Source organism: Variimorphobacter saccharofermentans, assembly GCF_014174405.1.
GTDB classification, from domain to species: Bacteria; Bacillota; Clostridia; order Lachnospirales; family Lachnospiraceae; genus Mobilitalea; species Mobilitalea saccharofermentans.
Genome location: NZ_JACEGA010000001.1, coordinates 3,532,184 through 3,553,910 on the forward strand (window position 1 = coordinate 3,532,184; position 21,727 = coordinate 3,553,910).

The following is a 21,727-nucleotide window of genomic DNA, read 5'->3' on the forward strand; positions in this document are numbered from 1 at the left end:
TGATCTCAAACGTAAAAATTCTACAAAAAAGGGATCGCTGATATCGCTATCAACAACCCCAATCCATTAACCAACAAGAATATTCAAATATTTATTACTCTTCTATCACTCCATCTGTCACAGTGTAACCACCAAGGGAACCCTCCTTTGCCTGAATACAGATATAAATCAATGGCTCATTCCCTGTATTGTGAGTACATCTGCTTGCCACCGGAGCAATTCGGATTACGCTTCCACTTTCCACAGCAATTTTGTCTCCATCAATTGTAAATTCGCCTTTACCACTTAATACGATATAAACTTCTTCATTTTCCTTATGATGATGAAAAAACGGTACGGATTCCCCTACACCTAGTGTTCCGAGGGAAACTTCCATTCCAGTTGTGTTCAACATCTCCTTTACAAAGGTTTTTCCTGTAAAATTACCTAGTGCTCCTACATTTACCATGCTGTAATGTGTGCCTTTCATAGTATTCATGATTATACTCTCCCTTAATATTAATTTTGTCAATTCTTACACCTTATTCCGAAATATACTGCTCTCGTATAACAAGGGATAGTATAGTCTTAATGTTAATGTACAAACCTATTTTTTGCTCTGTTACTGTTCATCATAATCAAGAAATCACATTTATCTAAGCAGTTACCTTTTGAAAAAACAGCCTCTAATGTTGACCATTCAATAGTCTCATCTTCCTTATATTGATATGTCCAATAATCTACTTGACAACCCTCTATCTTTTTTGAGAGAAAATCAGTATAATTCATACTCGCTTCTGTCATTTCCTCGGTAAACCCATGTACACACGACTTATCCCAAAAGATATCTTCCTTAATCTGTCTAGCAGGACTGCCTGCCCATATCGTATTATGTGGTATCTTTTTTCCAGCAACAACACTACTTGCACCTATAACACTACCAGAATCAATCTGAGTACCTTTTAGAATATTAACGTACTGTCCTATCCATACATGGTCACCTATATAGATACTTTCTGTCATGTTAATTCTCATTTTTGTATCACAGGTATATATTAAATGTGCATCCGAATTTCTAATTATTACATCTGCTGAAAATATACAATGATCACCGATAAAGCAATGCTTACATTCTGATATAATAACCTTAAGGTTTTTATTAAAATAACTTGATTTTCCTATATGGATGACCGAATTATTAAATATATCAATATCTATATTATATTTATTGCAGCTCCCCAAAAATATCAGAGAGTTATTACCATTAAAATTTATTGTAGTTCCGTTTAGTCTTACATGATCATCACAAAATAGAATATTGTTATTTCCAAAGAAGTTCACAGATGATCTTTCTAGTATAGGATTATTACCTAAAATTTTATTTCCTTTTCCATCAATATATATTTCTTGTATCATAATAGACTCCTTTACTAGATATGATTACTCAACTGTAAACTCTGTCCATTCAATTTTGTTATATTGCATTACATCATCTGCCAGTTTCATACCTAGCTTTTCATAAAATGGAATTGCATCATCATTTGTAATAAGATATACCGCTATATCTTTTTCCCCTCCTGCTATCTCATGAGCTTTTCTCATTAATGTCTTACCTATTCCCTGTCCTTCATAGGTTCTGTCGACACCTAAATCCCTAACATATAGTCAATAGCAAAAGTCAGTAAGTCCGAATAAAACTCCTACCACTTTATTCTCATCATCGCGGGCAACAAGACTAATTGATACATTCTTAACCAATTTCTCAATTCGTTCAAGAAATCTTTCTTTGGGATACTGTGAGCCAAGATCCGTTCTTTTTAAAAATCAATATACTCCAGTGAACTTAATCATTCTTCTTTATATGATATACACACAACTTTTCCTCCATTATTCTGTAAAATGGAATCTGCTTTCTATCAAGTATATCATGTTACTTTGCTTAAATAAAGAAAAATTACGTCCAATATTATAGATACGATTGCTGGGGATGTTTCACAATACATTTGCGGGGACAATTACTTACCTCACACACAGACGAAAGGACATATTACTGATTTTATATGTCTCTGGCGAATATTTATATTTGCATATAAACAATAAATATTTGCCTGATTCATGCAAAATACAGCAACATGTTCTTCCGACAGTGTATTATGGTAAGTAATTATCCCCGCTGATACATTATGAAACACCCCCATTATGTTCTGATTATCTCTTTGAGAACCAAAATTAACGTTTTGATATCCTGAAAAGCCCATAAATACAGGGTTTATGAAAATTAGTGTTGCATACCTGTTGTATACTGCAGACTGCCTAGGGCTGTCCAGGACTACCCAAAAACACTCCTGATACCAATTAACAACGCATAAAGAAAGGACTCTGATTATGAAAATACATTTTGCTTACTACAACCAATTCCAGAATGGCATTGATATAGCATTTGCCGATAACACCTTACTCTTTTTATCCTGCGCTGAAGCAGAAAAAGGATTACATACTACGCCTAACTCACAGAGATTAATTGACAATCTGGCGATTGAAGAGCCGATTACCTATGCTGCATTAGCTCTCGACGGAGAGCTGCAGGAATGGGCTGATGCTATGGATGAGGATTGGTGTCCGTAAAATCTATTATTTTTTGAATGCAGGGTTATTTGCTAAGTCCAATAACCCTTGCAATTTTTGTGGATTGGCAATCACATCAGACATCACACTAAACATTGCCGCATTACTTTGCTGCTTTTCATTACTTTCTAATGCATTTTTGTGTTCAAGTTGCATTATCTCAATTTTATGTTGGTGATCCTGCTCACTTTTTTCTATTTCAAGCTGATGCTTCTCTTTAAGAGATTCAATATCCACCTCATGTTGTTTCATCAATTTGTCAATATCATGTTTATTACTCTCTTGCAATGTGGCTATTTCTGATTTTGCTTTTTTACTAGCAGTTAAATATGTAACAATTCCTGTAATTATTGCTGGTATACATGAAACCAACAATGTATTTAATATTTCTTGCATATCGTATCTTCCTTTACTATCTAAAGTACTACGCCTACATACTTAAAGTGTTTCACATGCAATAAATCACATATATCATATTACCCTCTTTACGGCATAATTAAATCATCTGTTTACCTAAATCAGTTATTGTATAAATTGTATTTCCAGCTTCTCTGTGTTTAGTCAGGTAATAATATCCCTCTTCTAGTTTCTTTGCAATCCACCCTATTTTTTGAGATGTAACATCTAATTCAAACGACATTTCTCTTGCAGTCACACATCCGCCTTTAATTATCGCTATTTTCATAAATTCGAATTGCTCTCTTTCAAGTAAATTTCCCTTTTTTTCAATCTCCTCAATCTCTTTTTGATAATTCTCAGAAATCCTTTTCTTTTCAACAACACTATTTTTTGCACCACATTCTAAACAATTCATATTATGTCTGTTCAAAAAATCTAAATCATCCTCCGAATATACATATCCACAAACATCACAAACGATTTCTTTTGTATCTTTCAAAAAATCCATTACTATATTATTAAAATTAAAAGGAGATTCTATAAAATAAGTTCTGCTTTCGTTTCCCTCCGGTTTACCCCAACGAATATTCTCATTCAAACACAATCCATAATTCAATGCATATACAGAAACTTTTTCACCATTTTTGCTTGACATTTCATTATATTTATTCACAAAAAAGTTCAACTCTAGAGTTCCAAGAATATGTTCAATTCTTTTTGATATATAAAAATGGCTAGTGTATGGATTTGTTCTGTCTGAATCAAATATTTTAGCGGTATATTTATTTGTTCTTATACTAGTTTTTATATCCTTTTCTCTTTGTAATATATTTAATAACAATGTACGAAGATGAAATATTTCCACCCTCTCATCATATGTCATTTGTGCTGATTGGCCTTCTTCAAAAAACAATGATAATCTTTCGTTATAAAACCTCTTGGCAGCTTCATTCAATACCACCATCGTTATTTTCTCATTTCTTGCAATGGAATATTCTTGTGCATAATCAAGTATTAGTCCAAGATGTCTAACAACATTTAATGTCATTCTAAACAAATATGTACAATATTCCTCAATACTAGTTTTTTCTATGTCAAAATAATAATCCATACCATGTTGAGTGAAAATACTCAGTCTATTTTCTATTATTCTTCGTGTATAATTTACAGCAGCTCTTTCCATATCTGTTCTTTTATCATTCACATACAATTGATAATAATCCAAGTATCTTATATCAATCTTTTGTCTATCTAATTCTCCTAATTCCACTCGACCAGGATAAGCCGATATTTTTAATTTAATGTAATTATCCGAAGTATTATTTAATGTATTAACAATCAAATCACAAAACATTCTCAATGAATCTTGATCAATTTCAGAATAGTCATCTAAAATTAAATATAATCTTTTCATCGATAATTCCTGTAAAACTTTCTTTATTTCCTCAACTAATTCTGTAATTTCAAATATTCTAGCGAATACTCGGTTGTATTTCTTTTCATTCTCATTTGCATTACTAATTCTTCTTTCTCCTAAAATATTAGCTTTTACAACAGTATCCTCCAATGCGATACCACTTTCAATACCACCACTTAACATCTTCTCAGATTTATTTTCTTCAGCAAACGATAAATTAACTTCTTGTAAAGTTTGTAGTTCAATGCTTCCTAAATGAGTATTATTCTGAATTCTATTTTTTATTTCTTCTAATTTTTTTACTGAACTGTTTATCCTTGAAGGAATATGTAATCTATCTTTAAATTGATCAAATTTTGTCCTATAATTTTCACTAATTTCATTTATTAACTCACTTACAAAATCTAATATAAATTGCCTTTGTACCGAATAGTTTTCAATTTCTTTTGAATTACTTGTTTTAAGATAATTTATCGTCATGTAATTACGTTTTGCAGTATCAAATATTGTTTTAACATCAATATAACATGTCATAATATCCTTTGACTTTCTTAATTCATTCTGCATTCTCATAAATATTGTTGATTTACCAGTTCCTTTTCTTCCAACAAGCACTGTAGTATTATCTTTAAGACATAATCTCAATAAAGCATCTCCTTCAATCGGGTCAACGTATATATCATTTAAAAGATTATTATTATTTTCGTCAACAATTTCATACCGTCTATATTGTCTAAGTGATTCAACCGCTTTATTAAATGTTTCTATATCTCTCTGATTCATTTTTATCTCCTTCAAAGGCTCTTAATATTTTGTAAATTTTTGTATAATCCCATTTTCCATATCATCAATGCTATAAATTGCATCCATAACTTCAAATGTCTCTCTCAAATTACCTCTAGCACTCTTCCATCCAATTCCATCTGTAAACCACACAAAGGTGAATCCGTCTATAGTATCTGCCTCCTGCGAAAGCATCTTATAACTTCTTGCAGTCTCATTAAGTTTAGAGCCACCACCACCATAGAAATTAGTCTCAATAGCATAAATCATTTTATCTGTCTTAATAACAAAGTCAAATCTCTTTGCTGCCTTTCCTTGATTAGAAAGTGCCGATAAATCAATATTCCATTTAGCTTCTATATCTTTCAAATACATTTCTTTGAAATAATTCACATTCTTCTTAAATCCTGCTGCCATAATATATTTTTCTACCAAGTCTTCCATCTGGTGTCCACCACGATTTTTACGACCATTTGAATCCAATCCAGTTTCTACGCCTAACGCATAATCCACCAGATTATTAACCAAATGATTTGCGATCATATCAAATAATCCCGTTTTTCTCATGAACACTTTATACTGCTCAATACCATAATTCATTTTTTTAAAATTATATAAGAATGCTCCTGCTTCATCTTGAGCATATATTTCATACCCTCTAACAGCTAAAAGAAGAGGTACACACTGTAATGTTTCTGGATATTTTACAACAATTCTTTCAAAATCTTCTTCTATATTTTTTGAACCTATCAAGGAATTCAAAATATTCAGTCCTACTTTAATTTCATCTACATTTTTCACAACCTTATCAAAATCTATGTAATAGTCATAGCTTGAGATACTAGCTCGAAACTTACTCAACCACTCATCAAAATTTCTCATATGTTAATGCTCCTTTATAATAATCTCAATTTTATCCTCTGAATATTTCCATATTGCCTTGCACGGATTATATGACCCATCTTCAGCTATGAGTCCCGATTCTTTATATAAATCAGTGACTCCTGCAAGGTATCCTCTACTCTTTGCAATAGTCAATTCTTTGACTGGTAATCCATTAAAAATCACCTTAGCTTTATGTGCATCGTCCGGTAACAAGTTATTAATTGCTTTTGGCAATCTTAATATCCTTGCTCTTATGTCGTTTGCCGATATCTGCTTATCAACCACTAGTTTTACATCTTTATTCTCTTCACATATTGAACCGTCTTCTTGCACTATATCATCAGATTCATCCTTTAGTGCATCCATAGCATCCTTACTAAAAACAGGTGTAAAAACAAATCCAATTTCATTATCTATACAACTCTCAACTAGTGCCTTTCCATCTATAAGAATAATCGGGCGTGATGGGTCGACATCATCAAATTCTTCTGTTCTCTTAGAATAATTTGCTGTAGTAATAAATATACCTTTACTACCAGAGGGCATCACTCCTCTGAGGGCTCTTACCTTTTCAATCGGAATAGTAGTTCCTGGCTTATTTCTTTTCGCTTGAACATAATAATCCACAGCATCTGCTCCTGCAAAACCTCCAACTCCATATCGTATAGCCTCTAAATCAATTCCTCCATCAGCAGAACGTTGTGTTACTACAACTTCATCAAGACCAATTTTTTCTAGATACACCTTCAAGAATTCTTCAAAAGCATAACCACTTTCAAAATACCCATAAAACTGTTCTAAGAAATCATTTATTTTTTTATCAGATATTTCAATGTTCTTTCGCATCCCGCTCTACCTTCTCCAATCTTTTCTTGCTTATCTGCAAGTACTCTTCACTCACTTCTATCCCAATAAATTTCCTACCTAATCGAACAGCTTCCACTCCGGTAGTGCCAGAACCGCAAAAAGGATCCAAAATAACCTGTCCTCCCTCCGTTGAAGCTAATACGATTCTTTCAAGTAAATATTCCGGTTTCTGTGTTGGATGCTTGCCTTCTTTCTTTTCTGAAGGCTTTGTCAATGCACCGGTCCACACATCTTTCATTTGCTTTCCGCCATTCATTTCTTTCATTTTCTGATAATCAAAAAAATGCCGAGACTTCTTATCATTCTTCTTTGCCCATAAAATGGTTTCCGTAGAATGTGTGAAGCATCGACATGCTAAGTTTGGTGGTGGATTTGTTTTTTGCCAGGTTATGTTGTTGATTATCTTGAAGCCTTCCTGCTCCAATGCCATACCAATTGAATATATATTGTGTAATGTTCCCGATATCCAAATCGTTCCATTCGGCTTTAATACTCTTTTACATAACCTGATCCACTTTCTATTAAACTTGTGTTTTTCTTCGACGCCGGTTCCACTCTCCGAAAGTTTATCCCATGAGCCTTTATTTACTGAAACCATCTTCCCACCCTGACATGTAATGCCATCATTACTTAAAAAGTAGGGTGGATCTGCAAATATCATATCAACAGATTCTGGTTCCATTTTTGTTAGAATTTTAAATGAATCACCCAACACTAATTGTGATTCATCAGTCTCGAAATATAATGGCACTTTCTTTGTAAATAAGTTCTCCACTATCTCGACTCCTCTAATAATTGCATATAATCACTTCTTCTCCAACCCTGTTGGATGCATCCGAATTGATCATACGTTTAACACTTACAACATCTATTTTATAACCTTTGCCACCATACAACTCATTTATCAAGTCTGTATTATGATTCGTAAGCATACAGTAACACCCTCTGGCAGTTAATTCATCAAACAACCTCGCCAATCTCTTGTGGCTTTCAATATCAAATCCCTCTTTTGTGTAAGACTCAAAAGAAGTTGGATTTAATGGTGCATATGGACTATCAATAAATACAAAATCACCTTTTTGAGCATCCATGCAAGCAGCCTCAAAATCACCATCAATTATAGTTACCTTCTGAAGATACTCCGAAGTTTCTCTGATAGCCTTTTCATCCACCGATGCCCTACGACTATTGTTATATGGTACATTGAAAAGTCCTTTGCCATTAACCCGATACAAACCATTAAAGCAATGCTTATTGATAAACACAAACAATGCTGCCAGTTCTACATCATATTCTGCTTTCATAAGCTTATCATTGTAATGCTCTCTAAGGGAATAATAGTATTCCTTACCATCCTCCCCCATTTCCTCATCCAGCTTGTTTACCGCTTTTAGAAATGCTTCCGGAACATTTTGAATCTGCTTATATGTGTTAATCAATGCCTTGTTAATGTCATTTATCAGAGCATTTGCAGGTAGCAATTCAAATGTTACCGCACCACCACCTACAAATGGCTCGAAATAATTATTATATTGTTCTGGCATACGCTCTTTTATCTGTGGTAAAAGCTGACGCTTTCCACCAGCCCATTTCACAAATGGAGCGATACACGAATTACTCATTTTGATTCCTCTTCTCTATGTTCAACCAAGTACAAACTTTCACACATTTATTATACTTGCAAACATAATAAATAACAACCAAAACTTTCACTCTTTGTGAATTTAAGTAATCCATCAACTGTGATAGTATAAAATAAAAAGGGGTGATTTTATGATTTATCGTTATCCGATTTACTTGGAAAATTCCATGACATTTACTGAACCACCAACAGAGCCTATTCATTTTCAAAAATGTAATGGATATGATGGTAATAATCTTCGTATTACAAATATTGTTGGATATGAAAATGGTGATTTTTTAAAAGTATGTCCTCATTGTAATCGAACTCTTCCTACAGAAGCATTTAGGCTACGCACAACTATTGATCGTGACCAAAGTTGGTGTATCGATTGTCGTTAGAATCTAACAGAAGTTTGTTGTACCATCAGCAAACTTCTGTTACTTTTGAAACACAAATATATACTCATGTGCCAACAATAGAAAATTATTGTTCTGTTTCTCCCAATAGTCCGTAGAACGACAATTATGCTGCTCCTTAATGATAATCTCTTTATTTGTAAATCCTGCCTGAAGAAAGCACTCCATCATACGAAAGCCCAATGGTATTACTTTCCCATACCTTCTTACATCCCCAATCATTACAGCACACATTTTGCCTTTCTTTAGTACACGAAAAGATTCTTCTGCTACATTCTTCATTTCTGACAAAAATTCATCCACACCAAGTAACGAAATGTCTCCTTCGATACCTTTACTATACTTGATGATATTTGCGTATGGTGGATGCGTACAGATAAAGTCAATACGACTATCTTTGATAAAATGCAGATCAGTAGCATTTCCATTTCGCGTAAATATCTTTGTATTTGTTTCACATTGGAATTGTAAATTTGTTTCAGAGATTGAAACGGACTGCGGATTGATGTCAACACCTACCGCATTGCGATTGAGTAGCTTCGCCTCTACTAAGGTTGTTCCACTACCCATAAATTGATCTAAGACCCAGTCTCCCGGATTTGAATAACGAAGTATCAGATTTCTCGGCACATACGGTGACCAATTACCTCGATACTTCCCTGAATGCGTTGCCCAACTTCCTCTGTCTGGAAATGACCAGACCGTTGTTGGTTCAAGCTGAAAATTATTTGGTTGTAAACTTATAAGTCATGCCTCCTTCACTTTCTTGATTATATCATTGTAACGCATAATCTCACAAAATGCCACAGTTATTTTCTTTCACTATAAGTGAATTTATATCTATTTACTCTCATGCGATAATATTCACAAATAGTGAAAGAGGTTTTTATATGTATTTCAACAATGATGCAGACCTATATCGTGTTATAGGTGCAAATATAAAACATTACAGAGAACAAGCAAAATTAACACAGGTACAACTTGCAGAGCAGGCTAAAATCAGCATTAGCTATCTATCTAAAATTGAAGCTGCCGGATGTGATAAGAGCCTTTCTATATCTGTACTCAATCAGATTGCAAATGTACTTGGTGTTGAAATAATGGAATTTTTTAAGGAGGTATAAACCATGCAATATGATAAAATGTTAGACAAGATATTAACCTTACCATTTGACACAATGACCGAAGTGTATGCTAATGATACTCAAAAAGTTCTTGTATTCCGTCCGAGTACATTATCAGCAAGATTTAAAGACTATGATGTAAATACTAACTTCCAAATATTTTTACAAATCGGAAACGATAAACCGTTTCGCCCAAACCACTTAAGATTACTTATGGACCTTAAGCTCCGTTCTCGCGAGCTTCCAGCAACCGTAAATGATTTGTTGTTAACATTTGATGAGATATTCTATGGTGCAGACCCTTTAGAAGCTGTTAAACACATAGAAAATATCAATTATACGCAATTTATTAACCCAATCGATATTACCGCTGTGCTTGCTCAATTATTTATTATAGAACAAAATATCGGATATGGTGGGAAAAGCACCTTTAATCCTCCAGCCTTATACATTCAAGGATGGATAAGAACTTTTATTGCCTCTGAACAAGAAATCGATCAGATAGTCTATAGAATCTGTCGAAACACTCCTCCTGCCGTAAAATACACATGTCAGGACAACAAAAACCATAAAAAACACAGCAAAAATGCTCAACCTTTATGGTACCAATGATACTTAATACATTAATAGCCCTGAGCAACTTCTCTTAGGGCTATCATTACCTCTCCCGTATCCTCGTTTTCTCCATCTCTCGTACCATCTCCTCTGCTGCCACAATCCCTTGTTCCAACTGTTCCAGCGTACCAATTCGGTTCTCCAGCTTAATTTCCTCTTGAATGCTGTCTATGCTGTACTTTTCTTTTGTTACAACATTCATATAAGCTTTCAGTCGATAGTCATAACCTTCATTCCTGTAATCCGAGAATACCGGTGCAACTTCTCCTTTACTCGTTTTCCATCGCATAAGTCTTGGAAACCAACACATGCCATCAACAATCAATTCCTTAAATGCTCTTAGGAACTGTCCCAACGCATTTAGCAGACCTCTGAAACTGTTTCCGGCTTCAATATCCTTCTTATGCTCTACACAATTTGCAAATTCTTCAATTAGCGGTGATAAGGGAAGATATGCCGAAATATACTCTTTCAGCGTTTTCAGTGTATTCTTAAACTGTTCCCACCTAGATATCTCATCCTCGTATTCTTCCAACTTATCCCTCTTATAAGAAATCGCATAATCCAGTTTCAGATTTTCACTTTGCTTTTCAGAAATCTCTTGTTTGATTTCTCTAAGCTCGTCTTCATTCTCACGCTGCACCTGACGGTAAGCAAGTTTTGATGCAAATAATTCATTATCTGTATCCACAACATCCCTTTGCAATTCTTCCAAATGCTCTGTTTCTTTGGCAACCTTATATTCCATAACAGACAAATCATGATTTCGTCCCTTCTTTTTCTCAGCAAGTTCTTCCTTCACATTGAACTTGAAACACGAACCTGCTTCTTCCCTTAATTTATCCTGTAATATTACAGATAAACTTTCCGGCGTGAATACATTACGCTTGGATACCTTCTTTGCCAGTCCTTTTTTAGCACCTTCCCATACCGGAACTCCTACCACATGCATATGAGGGCTTGCCTCGTCAAAGTGTATCACTGCATTTGCCACCTTAAAATTCGGAAGAAGTCTTTCCATTGTGGATAACAGATACGCATACACATTGTACATCTTTTCCTTTTTATCCGTATGTTCTTCCCAGAATTTCTTATCTCCGCATTGAAAAATAATCTCGACTGCCATATCCTGATCCAGATTGGCTACATGCTCAAAGTAATCATCTATCCGTCTGTCAGCCCGCTTTTGCTTTTGATTATATTGTTGTACCGCTTCATCAAATTCCTGATGATAGACATTCTTCACATCCTGATACAAATCTTCCGTTCCTCTCAAAAGTAAAATATTATCGGAACTGTATTCCGGCGATTTATACTTTCGCAAATTGTGTTTTGCCACTCCAAGCAATTTACTCTTACTTGTTATGGCACTCTTTCCATTGCTAATGTGTGCTGAGTAAGAAACATTACCCATAGGCACCTCTCCTTCCTTCTTAAATCAGATTTCCCGCTCGCTTATCATCTCGGCTCTGCCGAAGATGATAACCCCCTAGCAGATTTGTCACATCCAATGTGCCATTGTCTGTGCCAAATCTGCGGTGGCTCTCCGAGGGTTACACCGACAAGAAGTAAACTTCGTCGGTGTATATTAGCTACCTTCCATACTGATATATCTATCCATCGCGACCACATCCTTTCCTAACCTAATCTATACCGCTTCCGATACATCTCTGAAGTAACCTGTCTCTTCCCAAACCTTCTTATCCGGACAATAGTAGCTGAACTCATTTGAGTTACCTACTTTAATTGCGGTTCCGAATTTGAGAATCCCCTGTTGAAGTCCAACCCTTACATACTGTGCATCCTTCCCCATTGCCTGCGCAATTTCTTTGATTGGTACATTCCGTCCTGTAAAAGCTGGTAAATCAACCTTGTATTGTACCTCTGGCATCTCTACCACCTCCTATCTATAGAGCATCTCTTGCTCTGTTTGTGTTTTGTATTATACAGACCTTTGTTTGCTCTGTCAATAGTGTTAATAATAATGTTGACAATTCATTTTTGATATGTTAGATTGACGGTACAGGAGGTTGGTAAGATGAATACAGGTAAAAAGATTAAGCTAATCCGTACATTTCGAGGATTAACGCAAAAAGAACTTGGAGAAGCATGTGGCATCCACGAAGTTGCCATCCGCAAGTATGAATTAGGCAAGAATATTCCAAAACCTGAACAACTTAGGAAAATTGCCGAAGCACTTAATGTCAATGTAAACTCATTAGTTGAGTTCGACATTCAGGCTGATGGTGATGTACTCCCTCTCCTCTTTGCCATTGATGAAGCATTCAATGTATCAATTAAAGAGGTAGATGGCGAACCGGGAATATTTTTTGACAACAAGAGTCTTGTACAATTTTTAAAAGACTGGCAGGCAATGAAGGAATTACTTTCATCCGGCAGTCAGACGGAAGATAATTATGAGATTTGGAAAACCATACGCCCAAGTGTAACAAAAACAATCCACGAGGATTAGCAACTACTCTGTTTCGCTATCAGCTTGCTGAATTTAAAGCGAAAGGAATGGTGCTTATGAAGTTACCCAACGGATACGGAAGCGTTGTAAAACTTTCCGGAAAAAGAAGAAAGCCTTATCAGGTCAGAAAGACAACAGGCTGGCACTACGATAAGGAAAAGGACAGACAGGTTCAGGATATGATTACAGTTGGATACGCTGTTACAAGAGCTGAAGGCTTACAGATGCTTGCAGAGTACAACAATAATCCATTCGATACCAAAGCTGCCAAGATGACCTTCTCTGATGTATATGAAGAATGGTCCAAGCGTAAGTATCCTACTGTATCCGAATCCAATGTCAAAGGATATACCGCATCCTATAAAGCCTGCGGTACCCTCTACAACAAAGTTTTTAAGGATATTCGATTAGTGGATTTGCAAAATGTCATTGATACCTGTGGTAAGAATTATCCTACTCTCAGGAAAATCAAAGTGCTTTTCAATCAGCTTTACGATTACGCCTTGAAAAACGATATTTGCAACAAAGATTATTCAAGTTTTGTGGATGTAGCACAGTACAAAGACCGCAACCCGAATAAGTATGACAGAAACAAATTTGAAAAGGATGAAATTGAGAGAATCTGGGAACAGAAAGATGATAAGTATTATCAGATTGTTCTGATGCTTCTCTACAACGGAGTCAGAATTTCAGAATTGCTTGATTTGAAAAAGGAACATGTTCACCTCGATGAACAATACTTTGATGTAATCAGCAGTAAAACAGAAAACGGCATCCGTAAAGTACCCATTGCAGATAAGGTTCTTCCATTCTACAAAAGTTGGTACGAATCCTGTCCTGACTGTGAATATCTGCTTCATACGGAAGACGGAAAGCATTTCACTTACAGAAACTATTATGACAGCTACTTCCATCCATTAATGGAACAGTTAAAGATTAATCGCACACCTCACTGTTGCAGACACACATGTGTATCCATGTTGGCAGAAGCTGGTGTAGATCAGACGATCATTAAGAAGATTGTGGGACACTCCGGAGCTATGACACTTACAGAAAAGGTATATACCCACTTTGATATTAAGGAGTTAGTAGATGCGATTAATAAAATATGACGAGGAAGGAAAGGAAAGTCGAGCAAAGCGAGACCTTACTTTCACCCGAGGAAATAGTGACAGAATCTTAAAGTGCGGAGCACGTAAATTGCGAAGCAATTTGATTATGGAGCTTAACAGAAAAGGACATTCCCCAGTATTTCTACTGAAAAATGTCCTATACATATCATTGATATATTTGTTGCATACTTGTTGCATATGTGTTGCATACGATGTAATTTCCAACCCATTTTGCAACTTCCCACAACTTCTGTAGCCCTTGTAAATCGGGCTTTTCTTGATATTCTCGTTTCGAGAAAATTATCTCTTTGCTTATTGTGATTTATTGATTTTACTAATGTTTCAGCCTTAGTGTGGCTACAATGTGGCTATATTTCATTAACCGATTTTAACAATTCTTCAAAATCAACATAAGTGTATGTTCTTTCTGTCAAATCCAATGCACCCTCATGACCGACAATTAACTTAATATATGTAGGTCTAACACCTGCCTTTGTAAGTTTTGAAATACAAGTCTTTCTACAATTATGTGGCGTTAACTTCTTATCCCAACCAAGCAAGTCAATCATTCTATCCCAATAACTATCTCTAAAATTAGCATATGTAAATTTCCTTTTGTTATTCGGGTTAATAAGGAAATATCCTTTTTCCCTTTCATTTACAATACTTTCATAGATGTTAATAACCTTGTCACTAATCGGAACTTGTCTTATTCCTGCATCTGTCTTGCTATCGGTAACATTGAAATATTGGTCTTTCAAATTCATATCTTCTATTTTTAGATTTAAGAACTCACTTATTCGGCAACCATTATATATCAACATAAGCATAATCTCGATAGTCAGCCTTGTATCTTCGTTCTGTTCGTAATACAACTTCCATAAGCGTTCTATCTGTTCATCAGTAAATATTAAAGCCTGTCCTTTTCGTGGGCTCTTGCCTATATCAAGCAATTTGCCATAATTTTTACTGACAATATCACACTTAATAGCATAATCATATAACTGTTTAAGGCAATTCCTAACTTTTCTTACCGATTGATAACCTTTTCTATTTCCTAATAATTCATTTATCATATTCTGCAAGTCGTTAAACTTAATATCGATAAACTTCATATTCTTGATTTTATCGGTAATCAGCTTATAAGTAAATTCATAACCTTTTATAGTATCAGGCTTTAATGCTTGTACTTTCTTGCTATTCTGCCAATCTTCCCACAATTTAGCAAAAGTAATATTTTTATACAAGATATTAACTTCATCTTTATTCATATTGTAATTCGTCAAGGCATTTAAGGCTTCTTCCTTTGTTTCAAAATAGCCTATTGTCTTTTTGTGCTGATGTTTCTTACCCTGCTCATCAATTTCAATATCCGTAGTAATTCTTGCTATGTACTTCTTTCGCAAGTTCTTTCTATTAACCTTGCTAACACTTCCATATCCGTTAGGTAGTTTCATAATGTCCTCCTTTCGCTGAATAATAAGAAGTAAATTGATATAAATATTATAACTCCGTAGCCACACTTTGCAAAGTGTGATTTATATAATATTTTATCTAAATATTTCGGTGTTTTTAAGACTAAAAAAGATACTGGCTCTATGTCCAGTATCTTTGTAACATTTTAAAAAATGGGTTCTATTTAATCTTCAACTTTTCATATATTTCTTCTATTTCATGATTTGCACCAGTAAAATTAGGCCAAGCATCCACATTATCATTTTTTCTTCGTGGAATGATATGTATATGAAAATGCGGAACAGATTGACCAGCACTTTCATCACTTGCATTTAGCAAATTCACTCCGTCATATCCACATTCATCTACACAATAATTTGCAACCTTTTTTACTGTAGCCATTAAATAATTAAGAATGTCTTCATCACAATCAAGAATATTTTTAATGTGCTTTTTAGGTATTGCAACCATGTGACCATCAACATCTTTTGCAATATCCATAAAAACCATTGTATGTTCATCTTCATACACTTTTAAACTAGGAATATCTCCATTTACTATTTTACAAAATATACAATCCATTTATGACTTGCCTCCACAACTTCAAATTTAGTTAATTCTATCTTTAATTCTTTTTGCAATTTCACTATTTACATTTTTTGTTTCTTTACCATAAGTCCAACCAAAACCATCTCTTATATATCTTGGAAAAATATGTAGATGATAATGTCCAACATCATTAAATTCTCCACCATTTTGCATAATACTATATCCATTAGGTTTATATATCTCTTTCAACGCAGATACAATTTTCTTTGATATTATCATCAAATGCGAAAGAAGTTCATCGGGTATTTCATCAACATCTAAATAATGTGATTTGGGAACAAGTAATACATGCCCTTCATTTATAGGTTCCATATCCATAAAAGCCATTACTAATTCATCTTCATAAATAATATCGGTTACTAATTTTTCTTTGTGACAAAACACACACTCCATTTCACAATCCTCCAAAAATTTAATATACTCCATTATATCAAATTTCACAGATTACACAATCCCTTTATCGGTTACGTTCCTGCTGATTTATGACTTCATAAGCCTTATCTCTGTTCGTTCGCTCCAATGCTTCTTTATCTTCAATCAACTTGTTATACTTATCAGCCAAGTTATTATATTCCTTAACCATTTCATCAAGTTTCTTGTTTAGTTCCCTGCTTTCTTCTTCCATTTGCTTTTTATATTCTTTTGCACTTAAACCTCCAGTTCTACGGGTTTCGGTTTCTTCATAACTTTCTACATTGAAGCCGTGATTTCGTAACACCATAGGCATTAGTCTATGTATTGATGTTATGAAATCCCTTGTTATCAAAGTTTTACTTGATAATTTTCCATTATCTATGGGTATTATATCTAAATGTAGGTGGGGAACACCTGCCTCATCATGCACATGACAACAAGCCATTACTATATTATCATTACCAAGCCTTGCACCCATATATTTAATTACTAAATCGTTATATTCATCAATCCTTTCTATCGGTAATTCCTCAGGATATGAAAATATACATTCACATATCCAGTTTGAAGCCTTTGTAACCCTGCCACCATTTGCAATTACCTTTTTATTTATAATGTCCTTACAATCTTGATAAAGTGATTGCTTCGGTGCAATATAAATACGATTTTCTTTGCTTCGTTCCAAGTTTATATCTGGATTACTGATATAATTCTTGTTTAATCGTCTGTTGTGTTTGTCAATTCCTCCAAGTTGCCCTGCCTTATAGCATTGACAATGAAAACTGAACTTCGCCATAAAATCCCTCCTCTCAAACACCAGTAGCAAGACCGCCTATGCTTCTAAATCTTGCTCCAAGGTGTAAGCCCCTATACCTTGACAAGCAAGGTGGGGCTCTTCTTATCTTTCCTCCGTTGTCTTTCTTTCGTATGGTTTTACTTTCGCATAATCATCATCGGTATCTGCTGATATTTGCTTTTGACATTCCTCAATGCCATCTTGTGTTAATGCTTCAATTAAAAAATCAATAGAAGCATTATAAAAAGTGTCATCATCACATTCTATTATCTTTCCCATTTCGTTCCACCTCCCTTATAAAAAGTGTGATTTTTGATCCTACCTCACAAAATCAATTTTTTATATTCCTCCAAAAAATATCAAAAATTGAAATTTTTTAAATGAAAAAGGCTATACAGAAAGAACACAACCGATTTCTAACTTGCATGCTACTTATGAAACAACAATGTAGTACGTAGTAAAACCATTGAAAAGCTTGAAAAATAGCCGAACAGTGGGCTTGTCTGTTCGGCGTAGTTTTACTGTCGTATGTAGTAAAATTATAGGAGGTATGTATATGCAAGTAAGATTATGTGAAATCGTATCAGATGTAGAACACATCAACATTGAAGAAATTGTAAAGGTATTAGACAATCAAAAACCATTCAAAGATTATGCCTATATCTTGCACGACAAAGATACTTATAATGAAGCTGATGAAACAAAAAATCCCGAGCATAAAGCAGGAACACCTAAAAAGGCTCACTACCATATTGCAATTAGACTGGAATATGGTACAGATACCAAGTATATCGCTAACTGGTTAGGTATCAAAGAAAACTTCATAAATAAGGTAAAGGGAAAATGGGTTGATATGTTAAAATATCTTACCCACGAAAATGCACCAACCAAATACCAATACACCGAAGACGAAGTAACCAGTAATTATAACTGGAAAGTAGAAAAGACTAAAGCAATCAACAAATCTAATAGCGAAACAAGAAAAATCCAAATCATAAATGACATTGTAAGTGGTGTTATTCGTGAATTTAACTATCACGAACACATAACTATTGACGAATACGATAGATACAAGAAATCTATCGACAATGCATTTAAGTATAGAACCGATATTATAAAGGGGGCAAAAAGAAATATGGAATGTGTTTATATTACTGGAAAAAGTGGAACTGGCAAAAGTACATATGCACAAATGATGTGCGAAGATAAAGGTTATAGTGTATTTGTATCAAGTGGCTCTAATGATGTACTTGACGGATATGCAGGGCAAGATTGCATTATTCTTGATGATTTAAGACCAAGTTGTATGGGATTAAGCGACTTGTTAAAGATGTTAGACAATAATACGGCTTCTACTGTAAAAAGCCGATACAAAAACAAGGTTTTGGAATGCAAACTAATTATAGTAACATCAGTATTAAAGATTGATGAATTTTTCAATGGTGTATTTAAGGAACAAAAAGAACCAATCGTTCAGTTAAAACGAAGATGTAAATTACATTTGCGTTTTGAACAAGACCATTACTATGCAAGCCTCTTTGATGATAAAAAAGGTGATTACTCCGAAGAATACAAATATGTTAATCCAGTTGCAACAATGTACCCAAAGATAGAACTTACAGACGAACAAAAACTTAATTACATCAACACTTTATTAGTTACTGGGGCTGAACTAACTGGCAAGGTTGAAGCCCCTGCCGAAGAAGATAAAGACCCACTAACAGCCAAAGAACGCTCATTGCAAAACAAGGTTGATATGTTGTACCGACACAACGGCATACTTATGAATGAATTAGATAGAAAGGGGTAATATTATGATTTATAGATTTTTAATAGAAGATGAATGGGATTATATTGATGATGATTGTATTGATTATGATGATTTAAAAGATTTTTTGAACAAATTAAAACAAGAAGGATACATAGTAGAAAAACAATGTTTTTCATCAGATTATGGCTGGATTAACATCTAGTGTGGCTAATATGTGGCTATGGTGTGGCTACAACTTTATTTTAGATACTAAACTCGCAATTTTTCAAAATTTCAAGACATAAGAAAAAGCCCCAAAAATCGGGGCTTTTTCGGTATTCTTCAAAAAAATCAATTTTCTTCTTATTATCTCTTTGAGAACTGAGGTGCACGACGAGCTGCCTTTAAGCCGTACTTCTTTCTTTCCTTCATTCTTGGATCTCTTGTTAAGAAACCTGCCTTCTTAAGAATTGGGCGGTAATCTGCATCTGCCTGTAATAAAGCTCTGGAGATACCGTGTCTGATAGCACCTGCCTGACCAGTAAATCCTCCACCTCTTACATTTACTAAAACATCAAACTTATCTATTGTATCAGTGATGTTAAGCGGTTGACGCACGATTAATTTTAAGGTGTCTAAACCGAAATAGTTATCCATATCTCTCTTATTTATTGTAATCTTACCTGTACCGGGTACTAAATATACTCTAGCAATACTGCTCTTTCTTCTTCCGGTTCCGTAATATCTTGCTTTAGCCACTGTAATTTCCTCCTTTCAACCTCTCTGATTAATATTTAATCTGTAATGCTTCTGGTTTCTGAGCTGCATGAGGATGCTCAGCGCCTGCATATACATGTAATTTTGTAATCATATCTCTTCCTAAAGGTCCCTTAGGAAGCATGCCTTTCACTGCAAGACGGATTACCTCAGCAGAATCCTTTGCCATCATCTGAGCTAAGGTTGTCTCTCTCATACCACCTGGGTAATCAGAGTGGTTGTAGTAGATCTTCTGATCCATCTTCTTACCGGTTACTTTGATCTTATCAGCATTTACTACGATTACATAGTCACCTGTATCAATATGAGGTGTAAAAGTAGGTTTATTCTTACCTCTTAATATAGCGGCAATCTCTGAAGAGAGACGGCCTAATGTATGTCCTGTAGCATCAACTACGTACCATTTTCTTTCAATTGTTGCCGGACTAGCCATAAAGCTTTTCATCGGTTTACCTCCTTATGAAAATGTATTCACCAATTTCATTATTATCGAATGACTGCATATCATAAATAACATTACCTATGCAGGTTTTTTCTAATCACGATCTCAAATACTATTACCGGGGCTTTGGTTAAGTATTCTCACGTCACAATTCATTATTATATAACATGTTGCCGTGTGTGTCAAGCTTTTTCCAGAATATTCAGTATCGTCACAATTACAATGGAATTAACCAAAAATCGGCTTAAGTCCGAGTAACTTAAGCCGATTTTTGTGTTATTAGGTTCACCAATTAATTGGCATCTATTGGGGGATATTAGCTTCTGTATAAGCTGTTATAATAATACATTATTAGTAATTATTTGTCAATCTCCAATTGATACCTTTTTTTATTTTTTTAGTATATTTGCTTATATACAGTTATTTTGTTCTTATATCTCTTCCGCAAAATCTACGCCTTCAATTGCACATATTTTCGCAATGACATCTAATCGAAGTCTCTTTTGCTTTAAACGTAATGTCATGATAGCTGCAACAGACGCACTAGTCCCATATGTAGGCTTAACCAATTCTATTGAATCAATATTAATCATTAAACCTTTAATCGTATCAATCACTGCTGTAACGGACACTGATTTGTTGAATTCCACATAAACATCTAGTACCTTTGATTTCGACAGCATAAGATTATCCAGTCGATGGAGCACCACTGTAGCGAAAGCAATCAGAATACAGGATATAATAGCTGCTTTATAAAAGCCGATTCCAATTGCCAATCCCATACATGCCGTTGCCCATAGTCCTGCGGCTGTTGTAAGCCCTTTTACCTGATGTCTTCCTGTTACAATGATGGTACCAGCACCCAGAAAACCGATACCGGATATTACCTGAGCTGCTATTCTGGTCGGATCTCCTGCTCCAAACCTCTCAAATACATACTGATTTGTCATAATTGCCAAAGTGGAGCCCAGACAAACGAGTATATGCGTCCTTAATCCAGCAGGACGTCCGGCTCTTCCTCGTTCATATCCAATGACTCCACCTAGTATAACAGCTAAGGCAAGTCGTAATACCACAGTGGTGTCATTTATGGAACTTAAATCTGTTGTTAATTCAAACATATGCATCCCCCACAATTGTAATAATGTTACTATATATATGATAA

General features: G+C 34.7%; 27 protein-coding genes and 1 pseudogene. 8 read left to right on the forward strand and 20 right to left on the reverse strand.

Annotation, left to right across the window (positions count from 1 at the left end):
• Positions 1 to 94: 94 nt before the first annotated feature.
• The 3 genes and pseudogenes from H0486_RS15280 to H0486_RS15290 all read right to left on the reverse strand — a co-directional run.
• The gene (locus H0486_RS15280; RefSeq protein ID WP_228353819.1) at positions 95 to 478 is read right to left on the reverse strand and encodes a cupin domain-containing protein; all 384 of its coding nucleotides are present in this window, start codon (positions 476 to 478) and stop codon (positions 95 to 97) included.
• Positions 479 to 573: 95 nt separating this feature from the next.
• Positions 574 to 1,395 carry an acyltransferase gene (locus H0486_RS15285; protein ID WP_228353820.1) on the reverse strand — a complete coding sequence of 274 codons (822 nt, stop codon included), beginning with the start codon at positions 1,393 to 1,395 and terminating at the stop codon, positions 574 to 576.
• A 24-nt stretch (positions 1,396 to 1,419) separates the two neighbouring features.
• Positions 1,420 to 1,629, reverse strand: a pseudogene (locus H0486_RS15290) (GNAT family N-acetyltransferase); the annotation flags it as partial.
• A gap of 735 nt (positions 1,630 to 2,364) precedes the next feature.
• Between H0486_RS15290 and H0486_RS15295 the strand changes: the two are divergent.
• Complete coding sequence (locus H0486_RS15295; protein WP_228353821.1) at positions 2,365 to 2,604, forward strand: DUF6061 family protein; 240 nt, start codon at positions 2,365 to 2,367, stop codon at positions 2,602 to 2,604.
• Positions 2,605 to 2,610: 6 nt separating this feature from the next.
• Here the strand turns inward: H0486_RS15295 and H0486_RS15300 are convergent, their stop codons facing one another.
• From H0486_RS15300 to H0486_RS15325, 6 genes are all read right to left on the reverse strand, one after another.
• The gene (locus H0486_RS15300) at positions 2,611 to 3,000 is read right to left on the reverse strand and encodes a hypothetical protein (RefSeq protein ID WP_228353822.1); all 390 of its coding nucleotides are present in this window, start codon (positions 2,998 to 3,000) and stop codon (positions 2,611 to 2,613) included.
• A 100-nt stretch (positions 3,001 to 3,100) separates the two neighbouring features.
• Complete coding sequence (locus H0486_RS15305) at positions 3,101 to 5,203, reverse strand: hypothetical protein (RefSeq protein WP_228353823.1); 2,103 nt, start codon at positions 5,201 to 5,203, stop codon at positions 3,101 to 3,103.
• 21 nt (positions 5,204 to 5,224) lie between these two features.
• Positions 5,225 to 6,085 (reverse strand): type II restriction endonuclease, encoded by an 861-nt coding sequence (locus H0486_RS15310; RefSeq protein ID WP_228353824.1) that lies wholly within the window; start codon positions 6,083 to 6,085, stop codon positions 5,225 to 5,227.
• 3 nt (positions 6,086 to 6,088) lie between these two features.
• Positions 6,089 to 6,934 (reverse strand): restriction endonuclease, encoded by an 846-nt coding sequence (locus H0486_RS15315; protein WP_228353825.1) that lies wholly within the window; start codon positions 6,932 to 6,934, stop codon positions 6,089 to 6,091.
• A complete protein-coding gene (locus H0486_RS15320) occupies positions 6,918 to 7,730 on the reverse strand; it encodes a DNA-methyltransferase (RefSeq protein ID WP_228353826.1) in 813 nt (270 codons plus the stop codon). Before H0486_RS15320 ends, H0486_RS15315 begins: the two co-directional genes overlap by 17 nt.
• A 13-nt stretch (positions 7,731 to 7,743) precedes the next feature.
• Positions 7,744 to 8,577 carry a DNA adenine methylase gene (locus H0486_RS15325; protein WP_228353827.1) on the reverse strand — a complete coding sequence of 278 codons (834 nt, stop codon included), beginning with the start codon at positions 8,575 to 8,577 and terminating at the stop codon, positions 7,744 to 7,746.
• 151 nt (positions 8,578 to 8,728) lie between these two features.
• Here H0486_RS15325 and H0486_RS15330 point away from each other — a divergent pair, with 151 nt between their 5' ends.
• Positions 8,729 to 8,977, forward strand: coding sequence for a hypothetical protein (locus H0486_RS15330; RefSeq protein ID WP_228353828.1), 249 nt, complete (start codon positions 8,729 to 8,731; stop codon positions 8,975 to 8,977).
• A 39-nt stretch (positions 8,978 to 9,016) separates the two neighbouring features.
• Here the strand turns inward: H0486_RS15330 and H0486_RS15335 are convergent, their stop codons facing one another.
• Complete coding sequence (locus H0486_RS15335) at positions 9,017 to 9,739, reverse strand: TRM11 family SAM-dependent methyltransferase (protein WP_228354455.1); 723 nt, start codon at positions 9,737 to 9,739, stop codon at positions 9,017 to 9,019.
• A 146-nt stretch (positions 9,740 to 9,885) separates the two neighbouring features.
• Between H0486_RS15335 and H0486_RS15340 the strand changes: the two genes are divergently transcribed.
• Together H0486_RS15340 and H0486_RS15345 are read left to right on the forward strand one after the other, a co-directional pair.
• On the forward strand, positions 9,886 to 10,119 hold the full coding sequence (locus tag H0486_RS15340; RefSeq protein ID WP_228353829.1) for a helix-turn-helix domain-containing protein: 234 nt from the start codon (positions 9,886 to 9,888) through the stop codon (positions 10,117 to 10,119).
• Between the two features lie 3 nt (positions 10,120 to 10,122).
• Positions 10,123 to 10,731 carry a hypothetical protein gene (locus H0486_RS15345; RefSeq protein WP_228353830.1) on the forward strand — a complete coding sequence of 203 codons (609 nt, stop codon included), beginning with the start codon at positions 10,123 to 10,125 and terminating at the stop codon, positions 10,729 to 10,731.
• A 46-nt stretch (positions 10,732 to 10,777) separates the two neighbouring features.
• On the opposite strand, the gene H0486_RS15350 is transcribed toward H0486_RS15345, so the two are convergent.
• Entirely contained in the window at positions 10,778 to 12,148 is a 1,371-nt protein-coding gene (locus tag H0486_RS15350; protein WP_228353831.1) for a plasmid recombination protein, read from the reverse strand.
• Between the two features lie 234 nt (positions 12,149 to 12,382).
• Positions 12,383 to 12,625, reverse strand: a complete 243-nt coding sequence (locus H0486_RS15355) for a hypothetical protein (RefSeq protein WP_228353832.1) — start codon at positions 12,623 to 12,625, stop codon at positions 12,383 to 12,385.
• A 147-nt stretch (positions 12,626 to 12,772) separates the two neighbouring features.
• Between H0486_RS15355 and H0486_RS15360 the strand changes: the two genes are divergently transcribed.
• Both H0486_RS15360 and H0486_RS15365 read left to right on the forward strand, forming a co-directional pair.
• The gene (locus H0486_RS15360; RefSeq protein WP_117781422.1) at positions 12,773 to 13,207 is read left to right on the forward strand and encodes a helix-turn-helix domain-containing protein; all 435 of its coding nucleotides are present in this window, start codon (positions 12,773 to 12,775) and stop codon (positions 13,205 to 13,207) included.
• Positions 13,159 to 14,319 (forward strand): tyrosine-type recombinase/integrase, encoded by a 1,161-nt coding sequence (locus H0486_RS15365; RefSeq protein WP_323163554.1) that lies wholly within the window; start codon positions 13,159 to 13,161, stop codon positions 14,317 to 14,319. The genes H0486_RS15360 and H0486_RS15365 overlap by 49 nt, the downstream gene beginning before the upstream one ends.
• Before the next feature lie 368 nt (positions 14,320 to 14,687).
• Here the strand turns inward: H0486_RS15365 and H0486_RS15370 are convergent, their stop codons facing one another.
• From H0486_RS15370 to H0486_RS15390, 5 genes are all read right to left on the reverse strand, one after another.
• Complete coding sequence (locus H0486_RS15370; RefSeq protein ID WP_228353833.1) at positions 14,688 to 15,776, reverse strand: tyrosine-type recombinase/integrase; 1,089 nt, start codon at positions 15,774 to 15,776, stop codon at positions 14,688 to 14,690.
• Positions 15,777 to 15,954: 178 nt separating this feature from the next.
• Positions 15,955 to 16,356, reverse strand: coding sequence for an HIT family protein (locus H0486_RS15375; RefSeq protein WP_228353834.1), 402 nt, complete (start codon positions 16,354 to 16,356; stop codon positions 15,955 to 15,957).
• A 27-nt stretch (positions 16,357 to 16,383) separates the two neighbouring features.
• The gene (locus tag H0486_RS15380; protein WP_228353835.1) at positions 16,384 to 16,776 is read right to left on the reverse strand and encodes an HIT family protein; all 393 of its coding nucleotides are present in this window, start codon (positions 16,774 to 16,776) and stop codon (positions 16,384 to 16,386) included.
• A 64-nt stretch (positions 16,777 to 16,840) separates the two neighbouring features.
• Positions 16,841 to 17,593: a plasmid recombination protein gene (locus H0486_RS15385; protein ID WP_228353836.1), complete on the reverse strand. Its 753-nt coding sequence runs from the start codon at positions 17,591 to 17,593 to the stop codon at positions 16,841 to 16,843.
• A 102-nt stretch (positions 17,594 to 17,695) separates the two neighbouring features.
• Entirely contained in the window at positions 17,696 to 17,872 is a 177-nt protein-coding gene (locus tag H0486_RS15390; RefSeq protein WP_228353837.1) for a hypothetical protein, read from the reverse strand.
• Between the two features lie 277 nt (positions 17,873 to 18,149).
• On the opposite strand from H0486_RS15390, the gene H0486_RS15395 reads away from it, so the two are divergent.
• Both H0486_RS15395 and H0486_RS15400 read left to right on the forward strand, forming a co-directional pair.
• Positions 18,150 to 19,403: a Rep family protein gene (locus H0486_RS15395; protein WP_228353838.1), complete on the forward strand. Its 1,254-nt coding sequence runs from the start codon at positions 18,150 to 18,152 to the stop codon at positions 19,401 to 19,403.
• A 4-nt stretch (positions 19,404 to 19,407) separates the two neighbouring features.
• The gene (locus tag H0486_RS15400; protein WP_228353839.1) at positions 19,408 to 19,566 is read left to right on the forward strand and encodes a hypothetical protein; all 159 of its coding nucleotides are present in this window, start codon (positions 19,408 to 19,410) and stop codon (positions 19,564 to 19,566) included.
• Between the two features lie 143 nt (positions 19,567 to 19,709).
• Here the strand turns inward: H0486_RS15400 and rpsI are convergent, their stop codons facing one another.
• The 3 genes from rpsI to H0486_RS15415 all read right to left on the reverse strand — a co-directional run bounded on the left by rpsI (position 19,710) and on the right by H0486_RS15415 (position 21,683).
• Positions 19,710 to 20,102 (reverse strand): 30S ribosomal protein S9, encoded by a 393-nt coding sequence (gene rpsI, locus H0486_RS15405; RefSeq protein ID WP_228353840.1) that lies wholly within the window; start codon positions 20,100 to 20,102, stop codon positions 19,710 to 19,712.
• A 28-nt stretch (positions 20,103 to 20,130) separates the two neighbouring features.
• Positions 20,131 to 20,565 (reverse strand): 50S ribosomal protein L13, encoded by a 435-nt coding sequence (gene rplM, locus H0486_RS15410; protein ID WP_228353841.1) that lies wholly within the window; start codon positions 20,563 to 20,565, stop codon positions 20,131 to 20,133.
• A 428-nt stretch (positions 20,566 to 20,993) separates the two neighbouring features.
• Positions 20,994 to 21,683 carry an MgtC/SapB family protein gene (locus H0486_RS15415; RefSeq protein WP_228353842.1) on the reverse strand — a complete coding sequence of 230 codons (690 nt, stop codon included), beginning with the start codon at positions 21,681 to 21,683 and terminating at the stop codon, positions 20,994 to 20,996.
• Positions 21,684 to 21,727 lie beyond the last annotated feature (44 nt).